The sequence below is a fragment of the Kaistella chaponensis genome, assembly GCF_900156725.1.
In the GTDB taxonomy this organism is placed as follows: domain Bacteria; phylum Bacteroidota; class Bacteroidia; order Flavobacteriales; family Weeksellaceae; genus Kaistella; species Kaistella chaponensis.
The window spans coordinates 396,206-413,338 of the sequence record NZ_FTOI01000001.1 but is presented as its reverse complement, the minus strand read 5'-3'; the positions used below and the strand labels follow the sequence as shown (position 1 = coordinate 413,338).

Here is a 17,133-nt window from a genome sequence, read left to right as displayed (position 1 = left end):
ACGTTACTCACATTTTGTCCGGCGTCGGCTTTAGCAGCTACGGTTTTTGTCGTTTTTGCCTTCTTTTTCTTAACCGTTTTTCTTTTCTTTTGGGCATTTAACCCTAGAAAACTTAAAGCTAATAGAAGAAATAGTATCTTTCTCATCTTTCTGGAAAATTAAATATATATGATTTTTAAACGTAATTATTGTACGTTTATTACAACAGGTGGAATTTGTTTTAATGCTTGATTACCCAATCCGGTTGCAGTTGCATTAATGTTAAACACATAAGCTACATCACCATTTCGTAAATTTTTGGTTAAATTACCAACTGAACTTAATGAATTTCCGTTAACTAACATTCCCGCTTTTCCAGGTACTTTGAACATAAAACTGTTTACTACGAAGCTCACTGGGAAATCGAAATCTGGCATTACCACCGAAACTTTTTGGTTTGGAATCGAACTTGAAGGCATCGATACCACATAACTTCCTTGGATTTGACCAACAGGTGGCGGAACATTTTTGATTCGGAAATCGAACGCTTGAGAAATGGTACCTCCTTTTGGATCTTTCCCGGAAATCGTTAATTTCACAGTTGAACCAGCTCCTGGAGTTACGGTCCATTTTCCTCCACTTCCACTTACGGAAGCTCCTGCAGCTGATAATGAAATACCTGACATATCAGCTCCTAAAATAGAACCTGAAATTGGATTTGGTAAACCTCTGTATAAAACATTCATTTTATCGGCAGTTACAATGGCTCCTTTTTGAGCTTTCAATTCTTGAGCTCCTGCAATAACTTTATAGGTGTGGCTATAATTCAAAGGAATTTCTTTTCCGTTGACATCTTTAAAGGAAATAGTTCCACTAAAACTTTTATCACCTAAAGATCCTGTATCTAAACCTCTAGAACCTTGTCCGTTTGTTACGGTTAAACCAGGCATTGATAATCCCGGAACGTTGCTAGAATAGTTACCGATAGAAACTTTACCCGTTGCAGCTTCTCCTTGAAGAACAATTGTAGGTGCAGAAACGATAGCTTGATAGGCATCAAATTTAATATCTGCATCAACTTTTTCTTGAAGCATCGTCATCAAAACATCAGATTGTAAATTTCTTGCTTCTGATTGTATAACTTCTAAGTTAGAAAGTGCCGCAATTAATGGTTGACCGTAGAATTTATATTGTAACCAATTTTTCCCGTTTCTGGTAACGCCTTTTTCAAATTCTGTAACAAGAGTTTTGTTTGCTCTATCAATTACAGGCTTCATTTCAGGTGAAGAACCAAAACTTTGGGTAATGTATGATTTCAATGCTGCTACTTTTGCTTTCAAATCTGTAGCATTTTTTGAAGGAGCTGTTTCACTTCCTTTAAAAAATAAATTTGAAGCTGGTTCTGTGTTGTTCAATGCTGTGAAATTTTCATCAACATTTACTTTATCATCATAGCCAGATTCTTTTTTCAAAGTGCTTTTCAATCCATCTATAAAGCTTACTAAATCATTAGTTTTAGCTTCTAAACTTTGATAGTCTGCAAGTGGTTTTGCATAAGTATCTGGAGTGTTAGCAGCTTTAGCTTCTAAGGTTTTCTTAAAAATTTTATCATTCTTTTGTTCTACTAATCCTCTTGTATCAGTAAGAGTTTGATTGGTATCGTTATATGATCTGATGATTTCTTGATCGATTTGCATTGCAAGCATTGCAATGAAAACCAGATACATCAAGTTAATCATCTTCTGACGAGGCGTCTGTTTTCCTTGTGCCATTTTTAGTAAATTTTGTTAATAGTTAAATTTTTAATATAAATGGTTAGTAAACTATGCTTTCATGGCGCTAAGCATTCCGCCGTAAACTCTATTAAGACTATTTAGGTTAGAGGTTAATCCTGTTAATTCTTCGTTAAATTTCTCTGAATGTGCAGCAGATTTTTGCATATCTTCTACATATTTTTTGCTGTATTCAGTTTGTGTTTTACCATGCTCTAATTGCAAAGCATACAAAGCGTTCATACTTTCTAAGTGACTTGCAGCTAAAGTTAACTGATCGTTGTATTTTTGGGTAGATCCTGTAACATCAACAGTTTGGTTGATTTGATCAACTGAACTAGAAAATTTATCAATTCCTGTTCTCAATCTATCAAAAAGACTAACATCTAATTTAGCATCAGCTAACATTTTATCTAATTTGTCTGATAAAGAAGTTTCTAATTCTTTAACTTCTGCAGATTGAAATCCTAATGTAGAATGTTTTGGATTTGGTGCTGCATGAGAATCTAATAATTCTGGGTAAACATTTTCCCAAGCGTAAGATTCTTCTGATTTTGGTGCATCAAATGCAAAAATTACAAAGATAATGGCTTCTGTAATCAAACCGATTGCTAAAGTTACGTTCCCGGTAAGTGGACCGATACTGAAGTGGGTTAATTTGAATAAGGCTCCGATAATTACGATTGCAGCTCCAATTGAATAGATAAAGTTGTAAACTCCTTCTTTAGTTTTAAACATGTGTTATGAATTTTTTTAGTTAATAATTATTTGTTTTTAAATGCTTTCTAATTTGTTCTTTTTTTGAATTTGGCAGTTCCTTCAGGAATATCTTGTACTGTTCTGAAACCGATATAACTTCTGGCAGAGTCCTTTCTTTCGTAATCTCTAGCTCCATTCATCAATAAATACCCTACATCTTTCCAAGAACCACCTCTAACGGTTTTTTTCACTTCTCTGTATGCTTGGTTTGATAGATATGGATTTAATGTGGAAGCAAATTCGTAGGTTGAATTATTGTAAGGAGATTCTGTCCATTCCGCTACATTTCCAGCCATATCAAACAATCCAAAACCATTTTTTCCAAACTTTTTTACTGGTGCTGTATAGGTATAAGTACCTTTCTTTTCGTCTTCGATATAATTTCCTCTTTTTGGTTTGAAATTGGCTAAGTAACAACCTCGATCATCCATCAAATATGGTCCACCCCATGGATAAGTAGCATTTTCTTTTCCACCACGTGCTGCATATTCCCATTCTGCTTCTGTTGGAAGTCTGAACGCCATTGCTTTTTGTTTTTTCTTTTTCAGAGATTCGTTATAGTCAGACTTTAATTTAGATTTAAAATTACAATAGGCTCTTGCTTGATCCCAAGTTACACCAACAACTGGGTAGCTTTTATAGGCGCTGTGCCAAAAGTAACCATCGTAAAGGGGCTCGTTATAAGCGTAATTGAAATCTTTAATCCAAACAGTAGTATCAGGATAAACAGCGATACTTTCTTTTTTCAAATATTTGGCACCTCTCGATTTATCTTTAAGGGCTGATTCTATATCTTCCCAATTGTAAGCATATTTTAATTTTCTAGCATCAATAATTCTTTCATTATTAATTCTTTCTGCAGGTGGAATATAAATTGATTCTAAAACTTCGGCATATTGAGCATCCGGATAGTCAGATGTTTTCCAACGCAATGGTACGCCCCAGTCTAATTTTTTTGATTCATTATATCCATCTCTACCACCTTGAGATTCCATAAATTCCTGATAAGGAGTTTTGGTATCACCTGCTTTTTTAGATAAATATGCGAAATCACCAATAGAACCACCATCTCCAGCTGAGCCACCATCACCAGCAGCTTCTGCTAATAAGGAACGCACAATAGAATCACGCACATAATTGATAAAAACGCGATATTCTCCATTGGTAATTTCTGATTCATCCATAAAGAAGGAAGAAACAGTTACTGTTTTCAGACTGGCTTTTTCGGGAGTGTTTGTGAAATCCTGATCAGCAAGTCCCATAACATAAGATCCAGCGGGAATTGCAACCATACCATAAGGACGTTCTGATACAAAAGATTTTGATTTGCTTCTTGACACTAATTCTCCTTTAACACCTGGCTTTCCAGCGCTAGATTTACCGCCTTTGGAGCAGGAGATGATAAGGGATGCGGATAGTAATATAAGAAATATTCTTTTCATTCTATTTTTTGAAATTAAGCGGTAAATATATAATTTTTTGGAAAAACAATTATGATTTTTTTTCCAAAACGAAAAAATGTTTGAATTATTTTATAAATATTAACATTATTTTTATTCTACAGTAACAGATTTTGCAAGATTTCTCGGTTGATCGACATTTGCACCTCTGTAAACCGCAATGTAATAAGCTAATAGCTGCAATGGTATTGAAGCAATAATTGGAGAAAAACATTCGGAAGTTTCTGGGAATTCAATCACAAAATCAGCTACCGAAGCAACTTGCGTATCTCCTTTGTTTACCAACGCCACAACTCTTCCTTTACGGGCTTTAATTTCCTGCACATTGCTCACGATTTTATCATAGTGACCTTGTTTTGGTGCGATGATTACAATTGGCATATTTTCATCGATCAAAGCGATTGGACCATGCTTCATTTCTGCGGCAGGATATCCTTCTGCGTGAATGTAAGAGATCTCTTTTAATTTAAGAGCTCCTTCTAACGCTGCTGGGAAATTATAACCTCTTCCTAAATAAAGGAAATTTTGAGCTCCAATAAAATGTTTTGCAATTTCTTTTACATTTTCGTGAGTACTTTCTAAGACCTCTTCTACTTTTTTCGGAAGTGCATCAAGCTCAGTAATCAATTTCATGAATTCCTGATTGCTCAAGTGACCGTTATGCTTTCCTAATTTCAATGCAATTAATGAAAGAACAGTCAGCTGGGAAGTAAATGCTTTGGTAGAAGCTACACCGATTTCTGGACCTGCATGGGTATAAGAACCAGCGTCGGTTACACGAGAAATTGATGAATCTACCACATTACAAATACCATAAACAAATGCGCCTTTTTCTTTGGCCATTTTTATTGCAGCCATGGTATCGGCAGTTTCTCCGGACTGGGATATTGCAATCACAATATCTTTATCGGTAATAATCGGGTTTCTGTATCTGAATTCTGAAGCATATTCAACCTCAACAGGAATTCTTGCAAATTCTTCGATTAAATATTCGCCAATTAAACCAGCGTGCCACGAAGTTCCACAAGCGATAATCGTAATTTTCTGCGCTTGATTTAATCTTTCGAGGTGATCCCATATTCCGGCCATTTTGATGATGCCTTCTTCTACAAGTAATCTTCCTCTCAAAGTATCATGAATAGATTTTGGTTGCTCGAAAATTTCTTTCAACATGAAATGTTCGTACCCTCCTTTTTCTATTTGTTCCAAACTCAATTTTAGCTGTTGAACTTCTGGAATAATCTTTACATTGTCTTTAATATTCCGAATATCAACACCATTTTCTAAAGAAATGGTCGCCATGTGACCTTCTTCCAAATAAACAGCTTCTTTCGTAAATTCTACAAACGGAGATGCATCTGAAGCGATAAAATATTCTTTGTTTCCTAAACCAATTGCCAAAGGAGAACCTAATCTCGCAACAACTAAAACTCCAGGAAAATCACTATGCATCACGGTAATTGCATAAGCTCCATATACTTCATTCAAAGCATATCTCACTGCGGTAGGAAAATCAATATCAGCATTGATATCCATAAGATACTGAATAAGATTGACCAAAACTTCGGTGTCTGTTTCTGAATGAAAAACAAAACCTTTTTCGGTAAGCATAATTTTTATGGTATCGTAATTTTCGATAATTCCATTATGTACGATAGCAATCTTACCATTATTTGAAAGATGAGGGTGAGAGTTTCTATCGCTAGGAACCCCATGAGTAGCCCATCTTGTATGACCCATGCCAACATGCGACTTGCCTACAAGATTTTTTGATATTCCTACTAAGTCTTCGACTTTACCCTTGGTTTTCGCAACGTCAAAAGTCGATCCTTGTTCCAAAACAATACCTGCACTGTCGTAACCTCTGTACTCTAATCTTCGAAGTCCGTTTATAACTACTTCATATGCATCCTGAAATCCTGTATATCCTACAATACCACACATATATTTTATTCTTTATTATTAACTATTATTTTTTACCGTAAGTCAAAATCAACTTAGGACTCTGAACGTTATTGGCTTCTGTTCCTATAAACACCGCTCTATTCGGTGAAAAAGATCTCGAATTAAAATTTTGTTGACCTAATGATTTATACTGAATACCCAAAAAATTACCATTTGCATCTGTAGTATAAGTTCCCACATTAAGTACCAAGTCATTATTTTTAGCTTCAGTTTCTATGATATTCTTGAAGGTTTGTGTAATTCCTATATCATAATAGGTAGGGTTCTTATCTAAATCATACGCTTTCACCAAATTATAGTTTCCAGAATATGCCAAAGCACTCATGTCGATGAGAAAATCTTTCAGATACTGATCTTCCCCATTAAGACTTAAGTCACGCTGTCTTACAACAAAAGTCTCTGGTTTTTTATAACTATTGTTCCAGTTAACTGCATCGGTGTAAATTCTGATTTTCGCTGAGATAATTCCGATCTTATCGTTTTTGTACATTGCTTTTATTGCATCTACGGTTGCAAGAGGAACTCGAAGACCTATTCCCGGTCCTCCCATTCCCTGTGCATACAGTCTTGAATCCCCGGTCAATTGATTTGCAGAAATTACAGAAGCAGAAGGAGTACCCGTTCTGTCAAAAGAAATCTGGCTAAAATGCGTGTTCGCTGAACCTAAATCCATTGCAAAGACCGCTTGTTCACGAGTTGTTGTAGTTCCGTCAACTTTATTTTTCTTATAATAAAGATTGATTACTACAGAATTGGGATTGAAATTGAAAAAATAACCATCATTTTCATCTACAGAGATTCTCAAACCTTTAAAATATCTAATGAATGATGCTGCATCAGTAAGTTCTGGAGCGGTACCTTTTGTGATAATTTTATTTTGAAAAAAGGTAGAATCTAGTGGAATTCTTATTGATGCTTCACGTTCTAGAAGTACAGAGTTATCTGCTTTTTTGGTAATTGAAATCGAATTAATATCTCCTTTGAAAACCTTAGAGCCTATTACATTTCCTGTACCTACGATTTTATTGGATTTAATTTGATCCGTATTGGTACCGAGAAAATCAGTGACTTCCCGAACCTTAATATTGAAAGTTGTTTTTGAACCTCCAAGTTTAGCTTTCCCATATTTGCTTACAGGATAAGTTTTTACCACTTTTTTTGCAGGAACTGCGCCGATTGGGTAAACATAGCTCTCATCAGTTGTTGTAGTTACAGAATCTGTTGCGTACAATGGTTTTATGACCATCACTGCAGAATCTATAATAGGATTTACACCAAAATCTGGTGCATAGGAACTTAAACGAACTTGCGTAACATAAGCTGCTTTCTGCAACCCAAACTGTGATTCGCTGAATGCTCCAAGCGCAGCACTATTTAGACGAACTGCATCAGTTCGAATCGTATCTCCATTTAATTGTCCGGCTATTCCATTGTAATTATTGTATGCAATAACAGGATATGAAGTTTCTGTTCCTTGTGCACCGTTCTGAAAAAATTGTGAACCAAGTTGATCTGACTCAGGCTCACAATTCCACAAAATTAAACTCCCAATTACCAATGTTGTGGTAATTTTGAATAATTTTTGAATATTATTTATCATTAAAAAAAAATTGATTAGTATAAGTTATTGATGGAACTAGCATCGATGTATTCAGATTTTGTAGTTTCAGTTTTGTCAAAAGCATTTTTGAGTTGATCTTGCAAGAACTCATCACCTTTTAAAACGATATCTACCAAATCCATACTATCGATCACGAATTGTTGAAAACTCGGTTTTTCAAAGGCTGGAAGTGAAGTAATATTGTCGAATTTCATTTTTTCTCCTATCGCTGAAGAAAGCACTAAATCTTCCTCATTATAGACCGAAAGTACAATTTTTGAATCTTTAAAATAAGAATCATTTTTGTAAAAAGTCTTTAAATAAATGGGAATAAAAGAGGCCATCCAACCATTGATATGAATTACATCAGGAACCCAATTGAGTTTTTTGATGGTTTCTATAACTCCTCTTGCGAAGAATATAGCCCGCTCATCATTATCCTCAAATGGTTTTCCATCATCATCAATGTAGAATTGTTTTCTTTTGAAATACTCATCATTATCGATGAAATAAACCTGAAGTCTTTCTCCTGGAAGTGAAGCCACTTTGATAATCAAGGGCTGATCGAGATCATTAATAATAATATTCATCCCCGAAAGGCGAATTACTTCATGAAGCTGAAACTTGCGTTCACTTATTTGCCCAAATCGCGGCATAAAAACCCTCACATCATTCCCTCCTTGATGCATTTTGAGTGCCATTTTACTCACCGTTGTCGCTATGTTACTGTCTTCCTGATAAGGATATAGTTCTGTGGTGACGTATAATATCTTTTGGTTCGGCATAAATTCTATCGTTCTTCGTATGATTAAGCAGAATATTCTACAGCGCAAAATTACGAAATTTAAAACGAATATTTTTTAATTAACAAATTTTAATAATTATAATTTCAATAGTCTAATTTTTCTGCAAATTAAAATTCCATTTATACGCTTTTTTAGCAGAAATTCTTATTTTTACATAGATAATAAAACACCATGAAAATTTTTAAATCGAAGAAGACCTTTCACGATTATATTGAAAGGCAGCGTGAAATGGGAAAAAAAATTGGCTTTGCTCCCACGATGGGCGCGCTTCATCAAGGTCATATTTCCTTGTACGAAGCGGCAAGCAAAGAAAACGACTTGGTCATTTCCTCTATTTTTGTAAATCCTACCCAATTTAATAATGCTGCAGATTTAGAAAAGTATCCCCGAAATGTTGAAAAAGATTTGAAAATTTTAGAAAATTCAAACTTTGTTGACGCGGTTTACCTTCCCGAAGTTTCTGATTTATATCCAAATGGATTGCAAAGCAAATCTTATGATTTTGATGGTTTAGAAAATGAAATGGAAGGAAAATTCCGTCCGGGACATTTCAATGGCGTAGGAACTGTGGTGGAAGAGTTGCTGAGACAGGCACAACCGGATCATGCATATTTCGGAGAAAAAGATTTTCAACAACTTGCAATTATCAAAAAATTAGTAGAAAAACTAAAGCTGCCTGTAAAAATTCATGGAGTTGCAATTTATAGAGAAGCTAATGGATTGGCTATGAGTTCCCGCAATGAAAGACTGAGCTCTGAACAGCGCGAGGCTTCTAAAGTGATCCACGAAACTTTGCTAAAAGTAAATGAATGGTTCAGAATCATCACCATCTCCGAAATCAATCAACGGGTAAAAGAAATTTTTGAAGATCAAAGGGGAATGGTTTTAGAATATTTTGAAATCGCCGATGAACAAACTTTGAAAGAAACCGATTTTTTTTATGCGGGTCATCAATATCGCGCGTTCATCGTAGTTTTTGTCAATGATGTTCGGCTGATTGATAACGTACATTTGGACTAAATTTAAAAATACAAATTTATTTCACCCGAATAAAAACACTTTTTAACTCAAAATTATTCTTCATCCATTTATTATTTCTGAATTCAAACGATCAGGAAAACCTTCAATTAAATTTACTTTGAAATATTAGAATATCAAATGCTTTTTAACTCCATTAATTTTGCTATTTTTTTATCCATCGTATTTTTTATTTACTGGTTTTTAGCGAACAGAAACCTTAAACTGCAAAATGTACTGCTGCTTATTTCAAGCTACTTTTTTTATGCATGTTGGGATTGGCGTTTTATGTTCTTACTATTGTTTTCTACCCTACTCGATTATTTCGCAGGTTTAAAAATACAGAATTCTAGCAGCAACACCCATAAAAAAAGATGGTTTTGGTTAAGTATCATTATCAATTTGGGATTTCTAGGAGTATTTAAATACTACAACTTCTTTGCAGAATCTTTCGCAGAAAGTGTTTCATATCTTGGCTGGAAAACAAGTCCACTCTTGTTAAACGTTATTTTACCCGTAGGAATTTCGTTTTATACTTTTCATGGACTTTCTTATGTCATAGACATTTATAAAAACCGCATAAACGCAGAAAAAAACTTTGTAGATTATGCAGTCTTTGTCAGTTTTTTTCCATTGTTAGTTGCAGGTCCTATTGAAAGAGCAACCCATTTATTACCTCAAATAAAAAAACCGAGAGATTTTCAATATTCAAAAGCCGCAGATGGTTTGCGACAAATACTTTGGGGCTTGTTTAAAAAAATTGTTATCGCAGATAATTGTGCCGAGTACGCTAATCAGATTTTCAATAATTCTGCAGACATGAATGGAAGCACCTTAGTTTTGGGTGCACTATTTTTCACTTTTCAGATTTATGGTGATTTTTCAGGGTATTCTGATATTGCATTAGGAACAGCAAGGCTATTTGGGATAGAATTATTGCGGAATTTTGCTTTTCCCTATTTTTCCCGAGACATTGCGGAGTTTTGGCGTCGTTGGCATATTTCCCTTTCTTCTTGGTTCAAAGATTATTTGTATATTCCACTCGGTGGAAGCAAAGGCGGAAATTGGATGCGAATTCGAAATACTTTTATCATTTTTATTGTGAGTGGATTTTGGCATGGAGCGAACTGGACATTTATTGTTTGGGGAAGCTTGAACGCATTATTCATACTACCATCAATCATTTTGAAAACAAATCGCAACCATTTAGAAATTGTAGCCCAAGGGAAAATTTTCCCAACCTTAAAAGAAATGGCACAAATAGCAATGACCTTTTCTTTAACAGTTTTCGCCTGGATCTTTTTTCGGGCAGAAAATATGGAACATGCTTTACATTACCTTTCAGGAATCTTTTCCCCATCGTTGTTTACGTTTCCGAAATTTAATGATATGGAAAATGCGAAAACCTTGTTCGGATCGATTATTATTTTCTTATTGGTAGAATGGCAAGGAAGAGAGAACCAATACGCTTTGGAAGGAATGAAAAACATCATTTTTAAACCCATCCGCTGGTTAAGTTATATCTTGATTCTGCTTTGCATGTATTTTTATGGAAATTTTGGCAAAACGGTGGAATTCATCTACTTCCAATTTTAAGAGATAATTGATATGAGGAAATTTGTTACCAATTTATTTGTTTTTTTGATAATTGTACTTCTTTTTAATGGTATCGTTTTCGTCTTTGCTAATGATAACTATTACAAAGGATATAAGGATTTCCCAAGCAAAAATTACCATTCCTTTCTGATCGCAGACTCGCATGGAATACCATTAGAAAAATCCGCCGAAAAGTTTAAAATCTTCAATTTTTCTGCCAGCAGCGACTCCTATTTAGATAGTAGCAGGAAAATTAATTATTTAATAGAAAATAAGTATAAAATAAAAACGATTTACCTCACTGTAGACAACCATACCTTAAGTCCGTATCGAGATCAATTTAACAATGCAGATAAAAGCGTGATTTATACCTCTACTATTGATACCAATTATTTGAAAGAAAAATATTTAAAATATTATTTTCCAATTTTTCAGATAAAGGTGAACCCACTACTAAGAATATATCTGGAAAGTAAGATTGCAGCGGTTTTCTCCCCTAAAAAAAATGCACAAGAAAACGTAATGTGGAGTAAATTACCAAAAAAAGAACAGCTAAAAAGAGCGGAGGAAAGGATTTCAGGGCAGTTTCCGACACCGAGCAGGAGCAAAAACCTTGAAAGAATATTATTGAATATTATCGCCGTATGTAAAGCCAATAATATAGAACTGATTGGTTTAAAATTTCCACTATCGAGCTCTTATTCCACAATATTGGGCGATAAAAACTATGGCGCCGATCAAATATTTATTTCTAAGGGTTTAAAAGTGATCGATGTTGAAACGATTTATGTAAACCATGAAGAATATTTTGGTGACCAAGATCATTTAAATTTTAAAGGGGGCAAAGAACTCGTAGAAAGCATTTTCAACAAAATCAAAAACCCTTAAAAAAGCCAAAAGCTTTCCTTAACTGGGAAAACTTTTGTACACCAAATCACAAAATATCAATATGAAAAAAAAAAAAAAAATACTTCCGAAGAAGTAATTTAGTGACCCGGCTGGGATTCGAACCCAGGACCCATACATTAAAAGTGTATTGCTCTACCAGCTGAGCTACCGAGTCTTTTAATTAAAAATTTAGAATTGATAATTAAAAGGTTTTTTAATGAAATAATCAGAATTATTAATCCCTTCAATATTCATAGTTAATTTTTGTTGCTGTGCCTGCGACTGGACTCGAACCAGCACATCCTTAGGAAACCACCCCCTCAAGATGGCGTGTCTACCAATTTCACCACGCAGGCAAAAAAAAACCGTAAAAATTACGGAAATTTTTTACTTGTGACCCGGCTGGGATTCGAACCCAGGACCCATACATTAAAAGTGTATTGCTCTACCAGCTGAGCTACCGAGTCGGTCACCATTAAAACTGAATAGTTATATTGTCGTTTTAAAGTGGTGCAAAGATAAGTCTTTTTTTAAAATCTCAAAATTTTTTTGGAACTTTGTGCAAAATAAAAATATGATAATTTCACTCGTCGGATACATGGGAAGCGGCAAATCTCACATTTCCAAAGTTTTGAGTCAAGAATTGAACCTAAAATTAATTGACTTGGATCAGCAAATTTCTTTGAAAAATAAGATGACAATTGTCGAAATCTTCGAAAAAAGAGGCGAAATCTACTTTAGAAAACAGGAAAGAGAAATTCTGGAGGAAATTTTAGCAACACAAGACCACATTATTTTAAGCGTTGGTGGCGGTACACCTGCGTACTACAATAACATGGAAGTGATCAATCAATATACCGAAAGTATTTTCCTTCGAACATCAGTAAAGAATCTTGCAGAAAGACTTTTGAAACAAAAACAAAAAAGACCCTTAATCGCAAAAATCAACGATGAGGATTTGCCAGAATTTATTGCAAAACATCTATTTGAACGAAATGGGTATTATTCCCAAGCGAAATATACGATCGATACCGATGGGAAAGAAGTTCAATATATTGTAAAGGAAATTAAAGCGCTTTTTTAAAATCAACTTATTCCTCAACATCGCTAAAAAACAAATCCCACTCTCCGTTCTCCATAGCTGAAGTAGAGTCGCTTTCGATGTAATCATCCAATTCTCGGCGGTCTTTTTTCGTGGGGCGACCTTCACCTTTGATGCGGTAATAATCTTGCGCTAATTTTCTTTGTTTCAGAATTTCATGCTGCTCCTTGTCAGTTTTGTCTTGAATGTACACAGGAACTAATTTAGCGCCTACTCTGCTTTTTGGAATCTCCAGAATTTTAATGACGTAATCAATTTGATTCTTTCTAATTTTTATAAGATCGCCTTCTTTGACCTCTTTGGAACTTTTTACGGTAGCTGTTCCCACTGAGACACGGTTTTTCTTAATTTCGTCGGTAGCAATGCTTCTGGTTTTATAAAATCGAACACACCATAAAAACTTATCTATTCTCATATTTTATTTATACTTTTGCAGGATTAAAAAATTTTAGCAATTTACAGATATTATTAAATATGAAAAAATCATTTTTCTTCCTTGCTCTTGCTTCTATTGCGTTGTCTTCGTGCAGAACAGACCAACCCGTAGTAGAGCCGGAAGTAAGTATAGAAACCCAAAATAGTTATGATGATCAGGCAGCACTGGACTTTTTGCAAACCCATTATTTAGATGCCAAAGGGAACATCAAAAATTATGTGGCAACAGATACGATTAACAAAAAATTAGCAGATCTTATACCGGCTCCGGTAACTTTACCTTCAGGAGTAATTTATATCGTAAGACAAGGAGCGCAACCTGACCCAGGAAAAACGATTGGCGCAACCGACATCATAAAACTAATGAGTATTACCAACAGTTATGTTGCAACAAATACCGACGGTAAATCTACTTTTGTTGCCGGATATCCATTTAGAAACACCGTTAATGGAAGCGGAGTTCCCGAAGTAGATCCCGCCTATTTCCACGTAAAAGATGAAGTTTTGGCGAATGCTACAACACAAGAGGCGAAACAAAGAAGTTATTACGAAATAGAGGGTTTCGTTGAAGCGCTACAACTTTTTAAATCTTTTGACCTTACTGACGAAAGCAATTACAACCTTCAGGGAGTAATTATTGTTCCTTCCAGAGCGGCATTTGGGAGAGATCCTTATTTTAATTATTCTAATATTTCTTACCGTAACAGAAGTTTTGTCTTTAATTTTCAAGTATATAAAACTACTGCGAGATAATTTGAATTGCAAGCTTACAAAAAATTAAAGTTCCTTTTGAAAGGAACTTTTTTTTGTTTACGTCAGAAACTTTTTCTACTTTTTACTCAAAAATCTGCCTTAGAACTGCTAATGAATTCGGGATGTAGAATCCCGTAAAATGAAGATGATAATAGACCATCAGCGAATCTAAAACATCATTTCTTTGGGTCTTTTTCAAGTGGATTTTCAAGTGTTCATTCTCCAAAAAACTTTTCCAAATATCAGATATCTCATCATTAAAAACAGCATTTGAAATTTCTTCATGGAAGGTGCCTGATTCGGGATCTAAGTATTTTTTTTGATTGTAAAGAGGTGCAATCCCAGAAATTTTTAAAAAGCGAAAAAGCAATTCAATATGAGCATCAAAATTATTTGATTTGATCTCTTCCCGAAAATCATATATCGCACTGAAAGATTGATGGTTTTGATCTTCATTTCTTAAAATTTGATGCAAAAATTCTGCTGTAAAAAATAAAATAGAATTGGTCTTAACATCATTAAAATCATAAAATTCCGCAGCCAATTCTAATTTGGAAATCGTAGAAACCGATTGGCTACTTCCTTTTTTAACAACTGAAATATTTAATAAATTCAGGGGAAAGAGATACGGTTTTTTTTTATTTTTAGAAGAGTAAATACCTTTGACAAAAAAGCTTCGATAACCCTCTTCTGCAGAAAAGCAGTGCAAAAACGCATCATTATCTCCATATTTGTTATAATACAGTAGAAAGCAAGTTTGATTGTGCATCAATTCACTACTGCGATTTTAGCGGTTGCGGTATCAGTTCCGTCTGCATTGGTCATCAAAACAAAATAAATTCCAGATGCAACCCGAACGCCACGATGGTTATTGAGATTCCACTCATAGTATCCTCCTTTGGAAACTGCTTGATGAACAAGATTTCCTGCTGCATCGGTGATGCGGATATTTGTTTTCTCTGCTAAACCGCGAATGCTCACATTGCCTTTAAATTTGGAATATACCACAGGATTTGGGTACACCAAAACATCGCCGAAATTGGAAGTAACATCAAGTACATCACCTTGATAAACCATGATTCCATCAAAGGTTACAAAATAGACCTTACCATTTTTATTATCTACTTTGATATCGGTTACGCTATTGCTTGGCAATGGTGAATTTTCTTTAGTAAAATGTTTAATGGTTTGCTCTCCGTTTGAATTTAAGTAAAAAACACCACCACCATCGATTGAAATCCACTTTTGGTTTCCGGCATCTACTTCGATATGCAAAACACTACTATCGCGGAAGAGTTCTTCACCCAAACCATTTTCTTCAATAATAATGGGTTGAGCTTGCGGATTATCTTCTGTAAGAATAGCAGATGGATTGCTAATTATTCTCAAGCCTACGCGCGTTCCGATCCAGATGTCGTCATTTTTATCAATATTGGCAGAAACTACTCCGTCGGCAGGAAGATTATTTGGTTTCCTTAGTATTTTAAATCGATCATCACCAGTAGAACCTGGAGTATTATTGTAATCATAAACCACCAAACCACCGCCACTAAAATTTAGTGAAGGAATATAGAGAATCCCTGAATTTACAAAGGGTTTTTGAACAGATCCCGCATCTACAACACTTACCAATGAAAAATCATCTGCACCGGGATTGTAATAATAGAAACCTAGTTTGGAATTTGGATTATAACCTACAGACGCGAAAAGCTGATTATTTTTATCAAAAACCAATCCCGTGATTCGGTTAAAATACTGCAAATCTGTAGCATAATTTTTCACAAATTGATTATTCTCCATGCGATAAATTCCTTTGGCTCCTTCTTGAAAAACATAATTTGAAAAGAATATTTCTGAGGGTTTTGAGGGGTTTATTACTGCATCCAGGACGTTGAAGGGTACTGTTGGATTTCTAAATATTTCAGGATACATCCATTGGGATCCATTGAAGTGATAATATCCCAAATTACTTACAACTGGTTCTAAATTTCCGCCTCTACCGCCAGAAGAAACAACGATTTGTTGGCCTACAACATCAATTTTGTAAGAAGTATTATTGTAAGGACCATCTGGCTTTAAAAGTTGACCAGCATCATTCTTAATCCCTGAAATCTTTGTTCCGGCAAAAATTTGTGACCCAGAATAAAAACCCGTGTTAAGCAATTCATCCGCAGCATAAGACTTCACAAAATTACCTGCTTTGGTGAATACCGAAACTGAATTCGTGTCTGTTACCACAATATTTTGATCTGTGACTGTCACATCTTGAATATTTGAGAAACTTTGAGCAATGGTAGAAAACGTGTTACCATCCCCATATTTTACGGTATTGGCATTAGCGTAAACGACCATACTCGTTCCCGCAATTTGATTAAAACTTCCTCCTGCAACACTATTCCAACTGGAATAAATGGGAAAGGTAACATTCATTTGATGAGATTTCAGACCAGTTGCAGTTACCACATAAACAAAATTATCTTTAATCATTGCTTCTTTCGCCGATTCAAAAAGTCCTGCATTAGTGAAAAATGACGTATCACCAAATTCTTTTTTATCCAATCTAAAAATAGAGACTCCATAACCAACAGAAACTACTGCCAAATTTCCATTAATCGAAATATGGTTGATTTTTTTACTTCCAGTGTAGCCGGATGCAATTGGAATATCAACCACATAAGTAATTCCTTCAGGAGTTATAACATCCATGGCGCCACTTTTATAGCCAACTAAACCTATTTTTGTTGTTGCATCATAATCAAAGGCCGAAATTTTCACTTCGTGCAGTCCATTCGCTTTAGAAAGTTTGGTGACTTCACCCGAACTTGGTGTGTAAAAAAACACTCCGTTTTCGGTTGCTGCAATGAGTTTACCATTGTCTTCCCGAACCGCCAAAACGTTGTTATAAGAAAACAAATCAGTCCATTTACTGGAGGAAATCACCTGCGCGAAAATGCCTGCAGAAAACAAAAGAAACAAAAGGGGTATTAGTTTTTTCATCATT

Annotated in this window: 14 protein-coding genes and 3 tRNA genes; 5 read left to right on the top strand and 12 right to left on the bottom strand. The window is 34.9% G+C overall.

Features of this window, described 5'->3' with window-relative positions; translation table 11 throughout:
- Positions 1–185 precede the first annotated feature (185 nt).
- The 6 genes from porM to BW932_RS01885 form a co-directional block, all read right to left on the bottom strand.
- Positions 186–1,751 (bottom strand): type IX secretion system motor protein PorM/GldM, encoded by a 1,566-nt coding sequence (porM, locus tag BW932_RS01910; protein WP_076384799.1) that lies wholly within the window; start codon positions 1,749–1,751, stop codon positions 186–188.
- Positions 1,752–1,802: 51 nt separating this feature from the next.
- On the bottom strand, positions 1,803–2,489 hold the full coding sequence (porL, locus tag BW932_RS01905) for a type IX secretion system motor protein PorL/GldL (protein WP_076384797.1): 687 nt from the start codon (positions 2,487–2,489) through the stop codon (positions 1,803–1,805).
- A 47-nt stretch (positions 2,490–2,536) separates the two neighbouring features.
- The gene (porK, locus tag BW932_RS01900) at positions 2,537–3,952 is read right to left on the bottom strand and encodes a T9SS ring complex lipoprotein PorK/GldK (protein ID WP_076384795.1); all 1,416 of its coding nucleotides are present in this window, start codon (positions 3,950–3,952) and stop codon (positions 2,537–2,539) included.
- A gap of 111 nt (positions 3,953–4,063) precedes the next feature.
- Positions 4,064–5,914, bottom strand: coding sequence for a glutamine--fructose-6-phosphate transaminase (isomerizing) (glmS, locus tag BW932_RS01895; protein ID WP_076384793.1), 1,851 nt, complete (start codon positions 5,912–5,914; stop codon positions 4,064–4,066).
- Between the two features lie 25 nt (positions 5,915–5,939).
- Positions 5,940–7,535, bottom strand: coding sequence for a DUF4270 family protein (locus BW932_RS01890; protein WP_076384792.1), 1,596 nt, complete (start codon positions 7,533–7,535; stop codon positions 5,940–5,942).
- Positions 7,536–7,549: 14 nt separating this feature from the next.
- Positions 7,550–8,320 (bottom strand): glycogen/starch synthase, encoded by a 771-nt coding sequence (locus BW932_RS01885; RefSeq protein ID WP_076384790.1) that lies wholly within the window; start codon positions 8,318–8,320, stop codon positions 7,550–7,552.
- A gap of 192 nt (positions 8,321–8,512) precedes the next feature.
- Here BW932_RS01885 and panC point away from each other — a divergent pair, with 192 nt between their 5' ends.
- From panC to BW932_RS01870, 3 genes are all read left to right on the top strand, one after another.
- Entirely contained in the window at positions 8,513–9,361 is an 849-nt protein-coding gene (panC, locus tag BW932_RS01880; RefSeq protein ID WP_076384788.1) for a pantoate--beta-alanine ligase, read from the top strand.
- Positions 9,362–9,499: 138 nt separating this feature from the next.
- Entirely contained in the window at positions 9,500–10,954 is a 1,455-nt protein-coding gene (locus tag BW932_RS01875; protein WP_076384786.1) for an MBOAT family O-acyltransferase, read from the top strand.
- Positions 10,955–10,966: 12 nt separating this feature from the next.
- A complete protein-coding gene (locus BW932_RS01870) occupies positions 10,967–11,842 on the top strand; it encodes a hypothetical protein (RefSeq protein WP_076384784.1) in 876 nt (291 codons plus the stop codon).
- Positions 11,843–11,944: 102 nt separating this feature from the next.
- Here the strand turns inward: BW932_RS01870 and BW932_RS01865 are convergent.
- The 3 genes from BW932_RS01865 to BW932_RS01855 all read right to left on the bottom strand — a co-directional run bounded on the left by BW932_RS01865 (position 11,945) and on the right by BW932_RS01855 (position 12,309).
- Positions 11,945–12,017 (bottom strand) — tRNA-Lys (locus BW932_RS01865).
- 98 nt (positions 12,018–12,115) lie between these two features.
- Positions 12,116–12,198, bottom strand: a tRNA-Leu gene (locus tag BW932_RS01860).
- A gap of 38 nt (positions 12,199–12,236) precedes the next feature.
- Positions 12,237–12,309, bottom strand: a tRNA-Lys gene (locus BW932_RS01855).
- 107 nt (positions 12,310–12,416) lie between these two features.
- Between BW932_RS01855 and BW932_RS01850 the strand changes: the two genes are divergently transcribed.
- Complete coding sequence (locus BW932_RS01850; protein ID WP_076384782.1) at positions 12,417–12,926, top strand: shikimate kinase; 510 nt, start codon at positions 12,417–12,419, stop codon at positions 12,924–12,926.
- Between the two features lie 7 nt (positions 12,927–12,933).
- Here BW932_RS01850 and BW932_RS01845 read toward each other — a convergent pair whose 3' ends face one another.
- On the bottom strand, positions 12,934–13,359 hold the full coding sequence (locus tag BW932_RS01845; protein WP_076384780.1) for an RNA-binding S4 domain-containing protein: 426 nt from the start codon (positions 13,357–13,359) through the stop codon (positions 12,934–12,936).
- 59 nt (positions 13,360–13,418) lie between these two features.
- Between BW932_RS01845 and BW932_RS01840 the strand changes: the two genes are divergently transcribed.
- Positions 13,419–14,132: a hypothetical protein gene (locus BW932_RS01840; RefSeq protein WP_076384778.1), complete on the top strand. Its 714-nt coding sequence runs from the start codon at positions 13,419–13,421 to the stop codon at positions 14,130–14,132.
- Positions 14,133–14,214: 82 nt separating this feature from the next.
- Here the strand turns inward: BW932_RS01840 and recO are convergent, their stop codons facing one another.
- Positions 14,215–14,901 (bottom strand): DNA repair protein RecO, encoded by a 687-nt coding sequence (gene recO, locus BW932_RS01835; protein ID WP_076384776.1) that lies wholly within the window; start codon positions 14,899–14,901, stop codon positions 14,215–14,217.
- On the bottom strand, positions 14,901–17,132 hold the full coding sequence (gene porZ, locus BW932_RS01830; protein WP_076384774.1) for a type IX secretion system anionic LPS delivery protein PorZ: 2,232 nt from the start codon (positions 17,130–17,132) through the stop codon (positions 14,901–14,903). Before porZ ends, recO begins: the two co-directional genes overlap by 1 nt.
- Between the last annotated feature and the right edge of the window lies 1 nt (position 17,133).